Raw genomic sequence first — 14,461 nt, 5'->3', positions numbered from 1 at the left:
AAATTAAAGTTTTATTTAACACTTTCTTTTACTTTTTCATATCCATCTTCAACTTTTTCTTTAGCTTTATTAACTGCATCTTCTGTTTTGTTACTAGCAGTCTCTAATGCATCTTTTGTATTTTCTTTAGCATCTTCCAAAACTTCTTTTGTTTTATCACTAGCATTTTCTAATGAATCTTCACTTTTATCCACTACATCTTCTGCTTTATCTGCAACATCCTCTGCTTTATCAGAAACATCTTCACTTGTATCTTGAATAGATTCTTTTACCGTGCTGATTTTGTCTTCTACCTTATCATCTGTACAACCTTGAAATACAAAAAACATGAAAGGTATTAATAGTAATAATTTTTTCATTTATTCTCCTTTTATTAATTATTAAAGGTAAATCACCTCTTTATTGTTACAAAATAAGTTATTTTATATATTAAAAAATAATTTAAATACTCTTTTGCGACAATTAAAGGTAACATATTAAGCTTATTTTCTTCTTAATAAAAGTTATTTTAGTACATTATATATTATTAAATACTAACTCAATGAATGGATTTATCGTTCTTAGAGATAGACAGAATAATCATCATAATTCTTTTGATTGTAATTGTAATTTGTAACTAAAGAGTAAAAATAGGCACTATTTTTACTCTTAAAAGTGATTGAACTAATTTATTTTAGAACTTAGATATTGTAGATTTTATTTTTTCTTCAATAGATTTTACCGATTTTTCAAAACCTATTTTTGTTTTTTCCCATGCATCATCAGTAGAATTCTTGATTTCTTCAAGTTTCTTCATTGTTGTTTCTTTTAAAGTATTTAGTTCTTCTATTCTTTTTTCGTACTCAATTTTTACACTAGCTTGAGTACCTTGTGCTTTAGCTTTTAATACTTTAATTTTCCCACTCAACTCATCAAGTTGCGCTTGTGCTTTTTCTACATATGCATTTTTTTTCATCTTATATCCTTTTGTTAAAAAGTTTATTATTTACTATCTTTTTCGTCACTCATTTTTTCTTCAACACTATCTTTAGCTTTATCCATAGCATCTTCTACTTTATCACTTGCATCATTTAATGTATCTTCACTTTTGTTAATCATATCTTCTGTTTTTTCTGTAACATCATCTTTCATTTCACTCATAGCATCTTTTGTTTTATCAACACTATTTTCTATTGCATCTTCAGCTTTATTTACAACATCCTCTGTTTTATCAGAAACATCTTCAGTTTTATCTTGGATAGTCTCTTTTACACTGCTCATTTTATCTTCAACTTTTTTGTCACCACAACCTTGTAACATAAAAAAAATAAAAGGTATTAATAATAATAACTTTTTCACTTTTGTCCTTTTTGTATAAAATATACTTAGGGTCTTTTACCCTTAAGTGCTCTTGAAACTGCTGAGACTATAAGCAATACTAAAAATATAAAGAATAATATTTTTGCAATACTTGTAGCAGCGCCTGCTATACCTGAAAAACCTAATACTCCTGCTACTATTGCTAAAAGCAAGAAAGTAATTGACCATGATAGCATTTTTTAATCCTTTTTAAGTAAATAAAATTAGTGAAACAACAAGATACCAATTAGTTTATTTTGTGTTTAAGGTTTACTCCAAAAATACTTTAAGTAAGTATAAAAAACTAAAAAACGAATAGACAATAAATAAGTATATCTGTTTATTACTCGTTTGAGTGTTTTAATTAATATGTGCCCTATAAAAGGGCTATAATCAAGTATAAATTATGCTAAAAATTCTTTTTAAAATTTATAATATCTTCTTTTGTTAGTTCTAAGTGTTTTATTTGATTTTTTTGCAAGATTGGATTCATAAGTGCATTCTTTACATCAATATGAGGAATTCCAACTAAATGAGCTATTTCATGTGCTAAGATAACTTTTAATTCATCTAAACTATCAAAAGCATAAATCTCTATTTTGTTCATACTTTGATTTATCTTTCTTTCACTTATTTTTTTTCCATCTTTATAGTATGTTTTAAGGGTGATTTCTTTTTGTCCAAAGGTTTTGCCTTTGATTTTTTTAAAGGCTCTTCTCAAAGATTCTAACTCTTTATTTAGGCTATACATATTTCTTATATCATTATTATAAAATTGCACTTTATTATTGTAACTTAGCACTCTACGATTAAAATCTTTATAGAGTTTTTTTAACTGTTTTAATTTAATATCTAAAGTTGCTTTTTTTTCTTTTATAAATTTTTTTGTCTCTTCATACTCTTTTGGTGGTAATTTTTTCTTTTCATTTTTTGCTTTTATGTAATTATTTAACTCATTATTTTGTTTAATAAAGACTTCATTTAATGCATCATATTTTGTTTTTAGAATTTTTAGTTCTTCTTCTATATTTTTAAATGAGCTAAATCTACTTTTTACTTTTGCATTTTTTTTAATTATTTTTTCTTCAAGTCTTGCTATTCTTTTTTCCATACTTGATGGTGTAATATGTATAAGATCAATTGGTTTACCATCTTTTGAATAATCGAAGATATTCATATGTAAAGTAGTTTCAAAGTTTTTTTCAATATCTTTTATCATATTTTCTAATTGTAGATATGATACTTTGTCTTTATAATACTTATCTATTTTACCAATTTTTACTTTTTCATATTGAGCAAAAGAGAAATCAAATAGTATAAGTATTAGTAGTATTTTTTTAATCATACAACATATTAATATAATATAATTTATGAATAGCTATAAATACAAGTCATATACTATTTTTATTTAAATATATCAGGCACTTTAGAGTATCATTGCGCAAGACAAATATAAAGTATAAATGTAATGGATTTTAATTTAATTGATTTAATGAAAGAATATGGATATATTATTCTTTTTTTCTGGAGTATAATAGAGGGTGAAACTGGCCTTATAATGGCAGGTCTTTTTGTACATACAGGTGATATGGTCTTAGCTTGGGCTATAATAACAGCAGGTGTTGGTGCCTTTGTAGGCGACCAAATTTACTTCTATCTTGGCAGATTTAAAAAGAAATATGTCATAAAAAAACTATCAAAACAAAAATCAAAAATAGCCTATGTAAAATTTTTACTAAGAAAATATGGTTGGTTTATAGTTTTTATACAAAGATATCTTTATGGACTAAGAACTATTATTCCACTTTGTGTTGGGTTAATGAACTACTCACCAAAAACCTTCGCAATAATCAACTTCATCTCCGCACTTTTTTGGAGTAGTATAATTATAATACCTGTTTGGTACTTCGGTGATAAAATTTTATCATTGATTGCTATTGCAAAAGAGCATTGGTATTTAGCTATCCCTGTACTTATTGTAGTTGTAGTTACTATTGTTTTAGTTGTGAAATATAAACAGAGAAAATTAAATATTCAAAAATTAAGATAAATAATAATGGAAAATATGGATATACATCACTTATTTATTTTTACTAATAATATAGATGATTTAATACAAGAACTTTTAACTCTTGGATTTAAAGAAGGCAGTAATCGAGTACATAAAGGTCAAGGTACAAGTAATAGAAAAATATATTTTGAAAACTTCTTTATAGAATTAATATATATAAGTAATGAACAAGAAATCAAAAAAGATATATGTATCAATAGTGGACTTACAAGACGAGCCTATTATAAACAAAATCAAGCCTCACCCTTTGGAATATGTTTATTTGATAAAAAGAAATTTGAAAATCTATTTAAAAATGCTCACAAATACAATCCTGAATATCTACCAGATAATATGGAAATAGATGTTTTATCCTTTGAAGATAATCCTACTCTACCATGGACTTTTAAGTGGAAGGGTTTAAATCAAGCGAATAATAGAAATGAACCGCTAACACATGATAATAATATAAAAGAACTCACAAGTATAACTTTTGGAATAAGAAATAAAGATGCAGAACTTATAAAGCTTTTAAAAGATAGTGCTAATTTTAAAATTAGTGATTTCCCATATGTAAAACTTTGTTTTGATGAAAACAAGCAAAATAAAGCTTATAGTTGTAAATTTGCTAATTTGATTATTGAGTATTAATATTTTATTCGTGAGATATTTATTCTAAATGTAATACAACTTTATTTCTACCTGTCTCTTTTGCTTCGTAAAGTGCACTATCAGCTCTTTTTACTATAGATTCTATTGTATCGCCATTTTTAAATATAGTAATACCAAAGCTTACAGTTTTTCTTCCAACTTTTTCAAAATCATTATTTTGTATATCTATTCTAATATTTTCAATTAAATTTATTATTTCATCTTTATTGGATTCTAAACAAACAATAATAAACTCTTCTCCACCAAATCTTCCAACAAAATCAGTTTTTCTAATACTATATTTTAAAATATTTGCAATCTCTATTAGTACATTATCTCCAGTTTGATGACCATATGTATCATTAACTTCTTTAAAGTGATCAATATCCAGCATGGTAAGACTAAAATTACATTTAAATCTTTCACATCTATTTATTTCTAGTTGTATTAGCTCTTCTAATTTTCTTCGATTATATAAATTTGTTAAATTATCTATTGTTGCAAATTTTTCTAACTGTCTATTTTTTTCTTCAATATCTTTTTTAGCTAGTTTTAGTAAATCATTGGCTTTTGCAATTTTTCTATTCCAGTAAAGTATAAGTAGAAATATAAATATAGCTCCCACAATCACTTTCCAAACCAAACTATAATCAATGGCTTTTTCATATTTAATTGAAGTCCATTTATTCAAGATATCTCTAAATTTTTCATCAGGAATGCTTTTAATAGCTTTTTGCATTATGTTTAGTAAAATTTCATCATCATTTCTAACAGCAATTCTAAAATCTAACTTTTCAGATAATTGACCTGCTATTTTTAACTCTCCAAAATATTTTGTTTGAAATTCGTGTCCTATGGCAGCTAAAGCATCGATATAAGCAAAAAGTTTACCCTCTTTTATTTTATTTAAGCCAACATCAATATTATTTATTTCTTCAACATCCAAAAATTGATATTTTTTCTTTAAAGTCTCAACATATCCATAATCTTTGGTAATACCAATCTTTTTACCCTTTAAATCTGACATTTCATTGATAAAGGCATCATCTGTTTTATTTACAATTACTAATGGAATTTCGAGATATGAATCTGTAAAATTCAAATATTTTTTTCTTTCAGGAGTTTCCATACTAAGGGCTAAGATATCACATTTTTTTTGTTTTATGTACTCAAAGGATTGACTCCAACTTTTAGTTTTCACAAGTTCAAACTTAGCAGAAAGAATTTTTTTAAACAGTTTATAATAATCAGAACTCATTCCTGTATGTTCACCCTTTTCATTTAATCCTTCAAAGGGTAACCAATTTGGGTCTATACAATATTTTATAACTTTGTTATCAAGATAAGCTGTTTCACTTTCATTTAACTCTATATGTTGATTTCCTCTCTCCTTAATTGAACCAATCCATTTATTTGCCAATTTATTTTTTTCTTCTAAAGTAATAGAGTCTAAAGATTTTTGGAAAATAGAAACAAGCAGTGGGTATTTAGGTTGTACGCCAAATCGTAAGTCTTCTATCGTTTTATTGGAAACAGTAAACTCATCTGCAAGTATTATATTTGTATAACCATATTTTTTTATTAAATAGTTAATTGCCGTTAGATTTTCAATTGCTGCATCAATTTTATGTAAGGATAAATCTTTTGTCAAATCTAATAAATTAGTATAAAGTTTTATATCAAAAAGACCTAAATCTTCAAGCTCTTTTTGATAAAAGATATCTTTATTAATACCAACTTTTTTTCCTTTTAGACTTTTAAGACCATCATACTTTCCAAAATCATCTCTTAAAAATAACATAATAGGTATATCATAATATGAAGTTGTAAAAAGAGTAAAAGCATCTCTATTTTTTGTATATGAGATACTCGAAATCATATCCACTTTTTTTTCTTTAAAAGAGTTAAAAGACATACTCCAAGAACCAATATTTTTTTCAAAAATAAGGCCAGTTTTGTCTGAAATAATTTTAAGTAAATCGTGTTCAAATCCCACAGGTTTACCATCTAAAAGAAATGTAAAAGGAGTATAATCTTGCATCATAGCAATTTTTATTTTTGGATGTGAGGATATAAAGCCTTTTTCCTCTTTTGTTAAATTAAGAGGTTGGGCTATAGATTGTATAGTAAAATACAAAAGTAAGATTAATTGTACTAGTATTACTTTCAACTTAATAATCCTTATTAATATCTTAATATTAGCAAATATTATGTTAAAACTAATACTTTTTATTTAATTTTATGCATTAAGATTATTATGCGATTGAATTTGAATTTCTTAACTGTTCTAATCCTTCAGAGCTTATCATAGTGACTTCCCATTTAGGAGTAAATACAAACTTTACATTACAAACATCCACTTCATCTATACTTTGCACAGTACTTATAACTTCATCCGTAAAAGATTTAGTACTATTACATCGAGAATCTATCAAAGTCATCTCTATATTTACTTGAACTTTATTATCACTATTTTCTACATCAGTTTTATAAATCAATCCCAAATCAAAAATATTAATAGGTAATTCAAGGTCTTGTATTGTTTTTAATTTTTCAATTACTTTTTGATTTATCTCATCTTTATTAAATGTTTTCATATTTTGCCTTGAGTTTTATTATAAATTTTATCTTTTATTAAATTGATTTTTACTTTAAACTTAAAGTAATAAAAATTTTAAACTTAAATAGGACTGTTTTTATCCTATTTAAGTTTTTCTATGTTATATTTCCATTTTATAAATATGGAAGGAATAAATATGAATACAATAGGACTATTTTTTGGTAGTGACACAGGTGCTACTGAAGAAATTGTAAATGAAGTTAAAAATACATTTTCAAAAGAAATTACACTACATGATATTGCAAAAGCAACAAAAGAGGAGATTGAACAATACGACAAACTTATCTTAGCATCATCAACTTGGGGTGATGGAGATTTGCAAGCTGATTGGGAAGACTTTGAAGCTAACTTAGAAAAGATAGACTTTAGCAATAAAACAATAGCATTAATAGGAGTGGGAGATCAAGAAGGATACGAAGATACCTTTTGTAATGCCTTAGGTCACTTATATAGCTATGTAAAAGAAGGAAATGTAGTAGGATTTACTTCAACAGATGGTTATGAATTTGACGAATCAACAGCAGTTCAAGATGGTCAATTTGTAGGCTTAGTGCTAGATGAAGACAATCAAAGCGAACTAACAAAAGATAGAATCGAAGCTTGGGTTAAAGATATCGAAGAGCACTTCTAAAAAGAGCTAATGGCCTTCTTTCTTAGAAGGCTCATTTATCAATTGAAGTTTCTTGATTCTTGTAAGTTTTTTAATAGCATATTCACGCTTAGAAGCACTACTCCTATCATTTGATGCTTCTTCATAAACTAATTTTACTGGACGTCTAGCTTTTGTATACTTTGCACCTTTAGTTGAACTATTATGTTCATCCAAACGTTTTATCACATCTGTAGTAATTCCAGTATATAAACTCCCATCGCAACACTCAAGCATATAGATAAAATATGACATTATTTTTTAGTACTATTTTTTTTAGGTGGTGGCAATAATCTATTAAAATCATAAGGAACTATTTCTCTCTCTATTTTTTCAGTAAAATCATACAATCTTATACAAACACCCAATAAAACTGGCCATACAAATATTTGATTTATAATTGGAATATCAAAAAATAAACCAATAATAACACCAATCACACCCATAATGATTAAATACTTATCTACTTTTTTTTCTTTTAAAAATTTATAATATTCTATTATTTTGTTTTTTAACATGCTCTTTCCATTTATATTCTCATAATCTTAGTTTATCATACAGCATATACAATGTCAATATACTTTATTCTTGGCTAGAGTACAAAAATTATATTATAAAGAACTATTGGATAATCATGATTTAAGCCCTATTTTTTAGGAAGATCCGAAGCTTTATATTTGACAGGAATGATTTCTTTTCCTTCCTTGTTTATATAGCCCCACGAACCTCCTTTTAGAGCTTTGTGACCATCTTCAAGAGAAGTCAAAACACAACCATTACAGACTAATGCTTTGCCTTCATGAAAAGGCCAAGACCAATCATAACCTGGGGAAAGTACAAGTTTTAAGTCTGTATTGTAATATTCTATTTTTCCACTTTTTAATGAGCGAGTAAGACCTTCTTCAAAGTAATCCGCTCCATTATCATAAAAAAGGACAGGAAGAAATCTCCCATCAGGTTTTACATAAAAATATTGACCAGAAGTAAAAAAACTAGCTGTATCAAATTTATCAAAATAAAGATTTTTTATATGCTCTTTTGAAATTTGTAGATTACCATCTTTGTAGGAAGCACAGTTATCAAATAACTCATATAGATTTGTATTCTTATGAATATATCCACATGAGTTAAAATCTTCAGCTTTTAAAGAGATAATAAATAACATGATAATTATTGTAATGTATTTAGACATAGTATTTCTACCTATTTGTTAGTAATACATTATAAATAAATTAGCTAAAAAATCACTTATATATTATCAATTTTAATCTTTGTCATGTTCTTCTTCACTACCAAATGTTTTTTCCAAACCTAAAATAAGTTGTTGAGTTTCAGCTTGAGTAAGTTTAGCTTCAGGATGTGTTGGAAGATAATAAAAAGGTGGCATATCTCCTCCTTTTACCTCTTTTGCAGCCTCATCACCTTTATTTCTTTTTTGTACACCCCACATAGAAACATTTAAATGGTCTCTACCCTCTTCAACGTCAGATGCAACCAACCAAGAGATAGGTGCAACTTTGCTATACCATGGATAAGTTGTCTTATTTGAGTGGCAATTAGCACAAGCTTTATCAAATAACACCTTTGTCTGCATTGAATCCCATTGAGGTTCCTTTTCTACTGGTGGGTTTGTATAATCTTTTCCATAAGGAATAAATTGAATTAAAACAGCTACAACAGCTATCCCTAAAATAACCTTACCTTTACTCATCATTGTCTCCTAATTTAATCATTTGCAGCGATTATAGAATATTATTATGAATTCAACATGAAGTGAATATGAATATAAGATGAATAAAGTTAAATCCAATCATTTTATATAAAAATCGAAAAAATAATTTACAAAATAGTTTAATAAGTATTTTTTACACGAATTTCATAATGTGTGAGCAAATCAAATCAATAGATTTCAATGCAAGACAAGTAAAACTCGATGAAGAGAGTTTGAATAAAGGGTTAAGTATAAATGAGAGTATTTTATTTTAAGAATTAGTAATTAAACAAAAAATAAAGATTCAACCTCTAAGGTATAATTTGTAATTGTAATTTATTCTCCATAATGTGACCACATTCTATGGATTCTTACTACCTTGTCAGTTTCTTTTACTTCATAAACCAGTCTATGTTGAATATTTATTCTTCTAGAATATGTACCACTTAAACTACCAACTAGTTTTTGTCCTCGTGCCTGCGGGGTTACACCATAAGGGGGAGGATTTTGAAATGGATTTTTTCTAATAATCTCAATTAATTCTTTAGCATTTGGGCTTAAGTTAGCACTCGATAATTTTTTAGCATCTTTTAATGCTAGTTTACTATAGAGTATTTTATATTTTACCATTCAATATCTTCACTAAACTCACTATCTGGTTCATTCATCGAGTCTTGTATCGAAGATACCATATTTGGTATATTATTTAAATACAATGTTTCCTCTATAGCATTCCAATCTTCTTGGGAAAGCATAACAACATTATTTCTTTTCCCTGTTATAAGTATCGGTTCATGTGTTTGTGCCGTTTCATCCATCACATTATATATATCTGCTCTAACTTGACTTACTGACATAGTTCTTGTCATATCTGTCCTTAATAGTTAATTTTCAATATTGTACTCAATATCGTACGACTTGTCAAGAGATGTAAATTTAGTGATTATGACCATAAAAACTAAATCTAGGGAGAGTATAATTTTTTATTAATAGGTATTCTGTCCCCGGATTTTTCTGTTTTTTGATATGCTTCATATGCATACACTAAATCTTTAAAAATATAATCTTTATATTTAAATTCTCTTAATTGTTCAATAGCTACATTATTTTCTAAAAATTTAAAAAATATTGATTCTTCTGATAAATAATTTATTAAATCTATTTCTTGAAAAGAAGTCTTATTTTCCCAAAAATCTATTCTTTCAGAATTATCTTCAAATGATACTTTATCATTTGAAGATATATAGCCCATATTCCCATATCCTACTAATAATGTGCGGTCTAATGAATATGTATCTCTTATTGCTACATCATCAATATTTAATCCAGATACATTTCTATTTGAAAGTATTACCATTTTATAAATATTAAAATCTTCAATATTATCAATTGATTTTTTAAAATATTTTTTTATAAATGATTTTCTATCTTCATTAAAATAATTTATTGCTTTAGGTAATTGTTCTTTAGTAGCTTTCATGATATATTCATAGTTATTTGTAGATGAAGATGCAGAAATTGGATGTAGCCTATTTTTGCATTCTACAAAGTATATATTATTATTTCCTAAAACACAAATATCAATTTCTCCTTTTTCATTATCTTTATTTTTAAATTTTAAACTATTTTCAACATTATCAAAACATTTTAAAAATGTATTCTTTACGATTTCTTCAAATTTATCACCTTGTTCATCTAAGCCAAATTCATGATTTGATAAATATGCTCTAATTAAATTAGTAGCACCAAGAGTTCTAAATAATAAAAAATTAAAATCATTACTTATTTTAACAATAGGTTTGAATTGAATATCTGTTTTATCATTTATTTTTGATTTTGTTAAATCAGTTGTAAATTTTTTAATAAAGTTTTCTATATCTTTATCTAATATATCTTTATTTATTTCATTAAATAAAAGTTTAAATACATCAAAAACTAATTTATCTGTAGTAGGAAATAAAATTGAATTATTGAACATTATATTATTATTTTTACATTGTTCTTTTATTGTATTATCCATGAAAATTGAAATATTACTTATTCCAATAGTAAATTTCAATAAATCAATCCATCTAATATTAGTTGATTTTGAACATTTGTCATTTATATTAATATCACTATTTGCAAAATAATTATTAAAGCTAGAATTTATTCTATAGTCTGAATTTCCATCTTTAATATTTGTTAAAATATTACACAAAGGTTGAGAAAATAAAAACCTAATTCGTTCCATTGGTGTGTCTCTATCTATTATTTTAAAAAAATCTATTTGTCGTTCAAATGATTTTTGTACTACTTGAATAAAATTTGAAGTATTATTTGAAATTGACATTGTTGCGCAATACATATCTTCAATAACACTTCTTAAATAACCTAGTTTATAGTATTTAATATAATTATCAATTTCATGAGTAATTGTTAATATATTATTTTCTACATTAAGTTTATATCCTTGCTTATTAATATAAATTTTGAAATCAATTACTTTACTTTTTGTTAATAATAAAGAAGTTAAATCATTCAAAATATCTTTCTTTAAATTTGTATATTCTGTGATATTATATTTTTGTAGTTTTGATAATTTAATTTTTTTATAATGCTTAATTAAATTGATAGTATAAGAAAAACTTTCAGAAAGTTTTTCTTTATATTCTAATTTTTCATCTCTTAAAGTTGAAAACATAATTTCTTGTTGTATTAATAAAAATAGTAATAACTTTTCAGCATCTAATTTATTAATAATGACTTTAATCTCATTATTTATTTCTTTTTCAATTTGATAGATTATTTCATTATTGTTCATTAAAGTCCCATATATTTATTTTAAAGATAACGTTTAAAATGAGCCAATAAATTGCCCGCAGGGTAATTTATTGGCTCCACTGATTTGTTATATGATTGCATTGCTAACACTTTCCTTCAAATTTTTCTCTAAACAATTTTCTAATCGGTTCACTTAAAAGATTTGAACAATCATTATATTCATTTTGATTTAGCAAACCGTCATCTTGAGCTTCATTTATTAGATTTTGAATTTTTTCCAATTTTTTTTTAGCTTTTTTAGTTCCTTCACAATTACGTGTTGTAGATTCCAAGCTTCTTTCAAGATTTTTTATCTCTTTAATTATTCTTTGTGCTGTTTTATTGGAATAACAATTCATATTTTCTGGCAACTATGTTTCCTTTTCATATAACGTTTATCGTGAGCGATAATTTTCCCGCAGGGTAAATTATTGCGTCTCCTCGTTTTTGTTATGTCTTTCGTTCGTGTTTATAATCAAAGTTTTTAGAATATTCTTTTACGTACTTTGATTTATGAAATTTCCACTTTTTGTTGTCATCTAATAATTGAATAAATAAATCTCCACTCATTGAATCTCCAAAGCCATGAAAAAGCATAACTAATATCATGTCATATGCTCTAAAAATAAGTTTATTCATATCAGCTAGCATTTTGCTAGATTCAAATCCAATGGTATTTCCTCTCTCATAGTTTTTTACTTGTTCATCTATTTGCTTCTTAGACGGATGAACATAAGCACAGGCTTTATAGAAGAAATCTTTTACTTCAGCCTTAAATTCATCATTTTTTACACCTGATAAAGGAGGTTTATACTCATCTATTACGTCAATAGATGAATTTGGAATTGAATCTTTTAAATATTGAGTTTTTGTAGTTAAACTTTCACCCATTTTTACATAATCAACAATGACATATTTTGTCATCATCTCAATTAAATATCTTAATTCTCTTTTTATAGTATTGTGAATTCCATGTTCTACTAATGACAAGATAGCGATTACAGATTGCAAAATATCATCAATGGCTTTTATTGTTAAAAAATCATCATATGTTTCCTGCTCTTGTAGAATATAAAGATATTGAGTTTAAGGTGTAAATAAAATCATTTGTTATATTTCTAATCAATTTTAATTCTTCTTGATAGTGTTGACTATTATATACATCTTTGTTCCATGTATCTTGTTTATCAGTAAGCATTTCTTTTAGTTTAATTTGTAATTCTTCCATATTTTAATAACCTTTTAGTAGGGACATAACGTTTAAAATGAGCCGATGAATTGCCCGCAGGGTAATTTATTGGCTCCACTGATTTGTTATGCATTTTAACTAATTTCATAATGCTTTCAACCTAGTGTCTTTTGCTGAAAAATATTCTGATAATGATTTATTGGTCTTTGTAAAATGCTCATGCATTTTATTTTCTTTTTCAATAGTTGTCTTTAACGTATTAATTTCATCTTGAGAATGATATCGAGCTAAAATTTCCATAACCTTTGCGTCTTTTAAAAAATGTTTTAAAGTGCCTCTTGAAGAGACTAAACTTCCATTATAAGGACGGTCTTTGTAAACTTCTTCAATTAAAGTATAAAATTGTTTTTTATTAGCAAGTTGATGTTCGCATAAAGCATAATAGTTTTTGTAAAAAATCAAATCTTTTTTAAATTCTTTTTCATGCTTGGTAATAAAAGTTTTGCATTTTGAGTATTGGCTAGAATAATAGAGATATTGAATTTTAAATAGGTATATATTCCTTTCAAAATAATTGTATTCCGTAAAAATAATGTTTTGGAGTTTAATATATAGCTGGTAAAGGTCGTAAAAGTTATTTTTTCTGTAATACAAAACAGGAACCATTGGGTATAACTTTTGAGTTCCAATCAAACTGATGGCACTTTTTTGAACACCTTTCTCACCATAATCATATCTTCTGATTTCTTGCCTAATTTGTTCAAGAAGTATTATTTCTTCTGGTGATGCATATTGACTTAAGTTCAAAATCTTATTTATTAGTTGATCGATATTGTCAGATCGTTCAAATATTTCTTCACCTATTACCATTAAATGTTTGTTTATGTTTGTATCAAACAAATAGCTTTCATTCAAGCATTTATTTTGTAGCCCTAACTCTATATCAGCTTGCGTTAATAATCCACCTCTGATGTTATTTTGATAATTAGATGGGCTATTTTCACGGTGACGCATAATTAAGTCAAAAAGAGAAAATAAACTATTATAAACTTGAAACACATCTAATTCTAAAACTGGACGAAGCTTCTTTTTTCTATTCCTATTAGGAATATATGAAAAAGTTATCCAAAAAATAAAAGCAGATATCAATGATAATATTAACGGGTAAATAAAAACACTATTCTTAGACCAATTGCTAATTTCCTGAATAATAGTAGGAATTGAAAAAAATAATTTTACTAGCGTGTCAATTAACAATTCTATGACTATCTCCTTGCGTATGCATAACGTTTAAAATGAGCTAATAAATTAGCCGCAGGGTAATTTATTAGCTCCTCTGATTTGTTATATGTTAAATTAATTAATAAATGTTTGTTTAACATCTTTTGACCTAATAAAATACGCCAATAACCCCAAAGAGATACTTAATTTTAATACTATTAAAAAGTAAG

21 protein-coding genes are annotated in these 14,461 nt (G+C 26.0%); 3 read left to right on the top strand and 18 right to left on the bottom strand.

The genetic code is table 11. The features are described 5' to 3' along the window. Window positions 1-11: 11 nt before the first annotated feature. From LXN10_RS13560 to LXN10_RS13540, 5 genes are all read right to left on the bottom strand, one after another. On the bottom strand, window positions 12-359 hold the full coding sequence (locus LXN10_RS13560) for a hypothetical protein (RefSeq protein WP_375723517.1): 348 nt from the start codon (window positions 357-359) through the stop codon (window positions 12-14). A 314-nt stretch (window positions 360-673) separates the two neighbouring features. After that, complete coding sequence (locus tag LXN10_RS13555; protein WP_375723516.1) at window positions 674-955, bottom strand: hypothetical protein; 282 nt, start codon at window positions 953-955, stop codon at window positions 674-676. Between the two features lie 26 nt (window positions 956-981). Then, complete coding sequence (locus LXN10_RS13550; RefSeq protein WP_375723515.1) at window positions 982-1,338, bottom strand: hypothetical protein; 357 nt, start codon at window positions 1,336-1,338, stop codon at window positions 982-984. Window positions 1,339-1,364: 26 nt separating this feature from the next. After that, window positions 1,365-1,535 carry a DUF1328 domain-containing protein gene (locus LXN10_RS13545; RefSeq protein ID WP_129099921.1) on the bottom strand — a complete coding sequence of 57 codons (171 nt, stop codon included), beginning with the start codon at window positions 1,533-1,535 and terminating at the stop codon, window positions 1,365-1,367. 212 nt (window positions 1,536-1,747) lie between these two features. Further along, entirely contained in the window at window positions 1,748-2,683 is a 936-nt protein-coding gene (locus LXN10_RS13540; RefSeq protein WP_375723514.1) for a matrixin family metalloprotease, read from the bottom strand. A 123-nt stretch (window positions 2,684-2,806) separates the two neighbouring features. Here LXN10_RS13540 and LXN10_RS13535 point away from each other — a divergent pair, with 123 nt between their 5' ends. After that, window positions 2,807-3,388 carry a DedA family protein gene (locus LXN10_RS13535; protein WP_375723513.1) on the top strand — a complete coding sequence of 194 codons (582 nt, stop codon included), beginning with the start codon at window positions 2,807-2,809 and terminating at the stop codon, window positions 3,386-3,388. A gap of 15 nt (window positions 3,389-3,403) precedes the next feature. Continuing rightward, window positions 3,404-4,039 (top strand): VOC family protein, encoded by a 636-nt coding sequence (locus tag LXN10_RS13530; RefSeq protein WP_375723512.1) that lies wholly within the window; start codon window positions 3,404-3,406, stop codon window positions 4,037-4,039. Window positions 4,040-4,058: 19 nt separating this feature from the next. On the opposite strand, the gene LXN10_RS13525 is transcribed toward LXN10_RS13530, so the two are convergent. Beyond that, on the bottom strand, window positions 4,059-6,209 hold the full coding sequence (locus LXN10_RS13525; protein ID WP_375723511.1) for a transporter substrate-binding domain-containing diguanylate cyclase: 2,151 nt from the start codon (window positions 6,207-6,209) through the stop codon (window positions 4,059-4,061). Window positions 6,210-6,294: 85 nt separating this feature from the next. Further along, complete coding sequence (locus tag LXN10_RS13520; RefSeq protein ID WP_375723510.1) at window positions 6,295-6,636, bottom strand: metal-sulfur cluster assembly factor; 342 nt, start codon at window positions 6,634-6,636, stop codon at window positions 6,295-6,297. 159 nt (window positions 6,637-6,795) lie between these two features. Between LXN10_RS13520 and LXN10_RS13515 the strand changes: the two genes are divergently transcribed. Then, entirely contained in the window at window positions 6,796-7,290 is a 495-nt protein-coding gene (locus LXN10_RS13515; protein WP_375723509.1) for a flavodoxin, read from the top strand. 6 nt (window positions 7,291-7,296) lie between these two features. Here the strand turns inward: LXN10_RS13515 and LXN10_RS13510 are convergent, their stop codons facing one another. The 11 genes from LXN10_RS13510 to LXN10_RS13460 all read right to left on the bottom strand — a co-directional run bounded on the left by LXN10_RS13510 (window position 7,297) and on the right by LXN10_RS13460 (window position 14,267). After that, window positions 7,297-7,563, bottom strand: a complete 267-nt coding sequence (locus LXN10_RS13510; RefSeq protein WP_375723508.1) for a GIY-YIG nuclease family protein — start codon at window positions 7,561-7,563, stop codon at window positions 7,297-7,299. After that, the gene (locus LXN10_RS13505; RefSeq protein ID WP_375723507.1) at window positions 7,563-7,826 is read right to left on the bottom strand and encodes a hypothetical protein; all 264 of its coding nucleotides are present in this window, start codon (window positions 7,824-7,826) and stop codon (window positions 7,563-7,565) included. The genes LXN10_RS13510 and LXN10_RS13505 overlap by 1 nt, the downstream gene beginning before the upstream one ends. Window positions 7,827-7,954: 128 nt before the next feature. Beyond that, on the bottom strand, window positions 7,955-8,500 hold the full coding sequence (locus LXN10_RS13500; protein WP_375723506.1) for a WG repeat-containing protein: 546 nt from the start codon (window positions 8,498-8,500) through the stop codon (window positions 7,955-7,957). A gap of 72 nt (window positions 8,501-8,572) precedes the next feature. Continuing rightward, window positions 8,573-9,019, bottom strand: a complete 447-nt coding sequence (locus LXN10_RS13495) for a heme-binding domain-containing protein (RefSeq protein ID WP_375723505.1) — start codon at window positions 9,017-9,019, stop codon at window positions 8,573-8,575. Window positions 9,020-9,355: 336 nt separating this feature from the next. Beyond that, window positions 9,356-9,649: a Txe/YoeB family addiction module toxin gene (locus tag LXN10_RS13490; protein ID WP_375723504.1), complete on the bottom strand. Its 294-nt coding sequence runs from the start codon at window positions 9,647-9,649 to the stop codon at window positions 9,356-9,358. After that, entirely contained in the window at window positions 9,643-9,888 is a 246-nt protein-coding gene (locus LXN10_RS13485) for a type II toxin-antitoxin system Phd/YefM family antitoxin (RefSeq protein ID WP_013135237.1), read from the bottom strand. Before LXN10_RS13485 ends, LXN10_RS13490 begins: the two co-directional genes overlap by 7 nt. A 95-nt stretch (window positions 9,889-9,983) precedes the next feature. After that, window positions 9,984-11,822: an NERD domain-containing protein gene (locus tag LXN10_RS13480; RefSeq protein ID WP_375723503.1), complete on the bottom strand. Its 1,839-nt coding sequence runs from the start codon at window positions 11,820-11,822 to the stop codon at window positions 9,984-9,986. A gap of 103 nt (window positions 11,823-11,925) precedes the next feature. Beyond that, window positions 11,926-12,192 carry a hypothetical protein gene (locus LXN10_RS13475; RefSeq protein ID WP_375723502.1) on the bottom strand — a complete coding sequence of 89 codons (267 nt, stop codon included), beginning with the start codon at window positions 12,190-12,192 and terminating at the stop codon, window positions 11,926-11,928. 79 nt (window positions 12,193-12,271) lie between these two features. Beyond that, the gene (locus LXN10_RS13470; protein WP_375723501.1) at window positions 12,272-12,811 is read right to left on the bottom strand and encodes a hypothetical protein; all 540 of its coding nucleotides are present in this window, start codon (window positions 12,809-12,811) and stop codon (window positions 12,272-12,274) included. A gap of 55 nt (window positions 12,812-12,866) precedes the next feature. Then, on the bottom strand, window positions 12,867-13,049 hold the full coding sequence (locus LXN10_RS13465) for a hypothetical protein (protein ID WP_375723500.1): 183 nt from the start codon (window positions 13,047-13,049) through the stop codon (window positions 12,867-12,869). Window positions 13,050-13,154: 105 nt separating this feature from the next. After that, a complete protein-coding gene (locus LXN10_RS13460) occupies window positions 13,155-14,267 on the bottom strand; it encodes a hypothetical protein (RefSeq protein ID WP_375723499.1) in 1,113 nt (370 codons plus the stop codon). Between the last annotated feature and the right edge of the window lie 194 nt (window positions 14,268-14,461).

Origin of the sequence: Arcobacter iocasae (genome assembly GCF_042214795.1) — a bacterium.
Lineage (GTDB): Bacteria > Campylobacterota > Campylobacteria > Campylobacterales > Arcobacteraceae > Arcobacter > Arcobacter iocasae.
Note: the sequence above shows the minus strand (reverse complement) of the source record. Positions and strands in the feature narration are given on the sequence as shown.